1 rRNA gene is annotated in these 239 nt (G+C 52.3%); it reads left to right on the top strand.

The annotated features are described in order from the left end of the window. Window positions 1–239 (top strand): 23S ribosomal RNA (locus tag H6A32_RS16085); the annotation flags it as partial.

Here is a 239-nt window from a genome sequence, read left to right as displayed (position 1 = left end):
AGGATGTTGGCTTAGAAGCAGCCATCCATTGAAAGAGTGCGTAATAGCTCACTAGTCGAGAGGTCCTGCGCCGAAAATGTCCGGGGCTGAAACACACCACCGAAGCTCAGGAATTGATCTGATCAATTGGTAGAGGAGCATTGCATACAGGGCGAAGCAGTACCGGAAGGAGCTGTGGACTGTATGGAAGAGAGAATGCCGGAATGAGTAGCGAGAGGAAGGTGGGAATCCTTCCGGCC

The organism is Drancourtella massiliensis, from assembly GCF_016900655.1.
Classification (GTDB): domain Bacteria; phylum Bacillota; class Clostridia; order Lachnospirales; family Lachnospiraceae; genus Sellimonas; species Sellimonas catena.
This window is presented reverse-complemented; position numbering and strand designations above follow the sequence as displayed.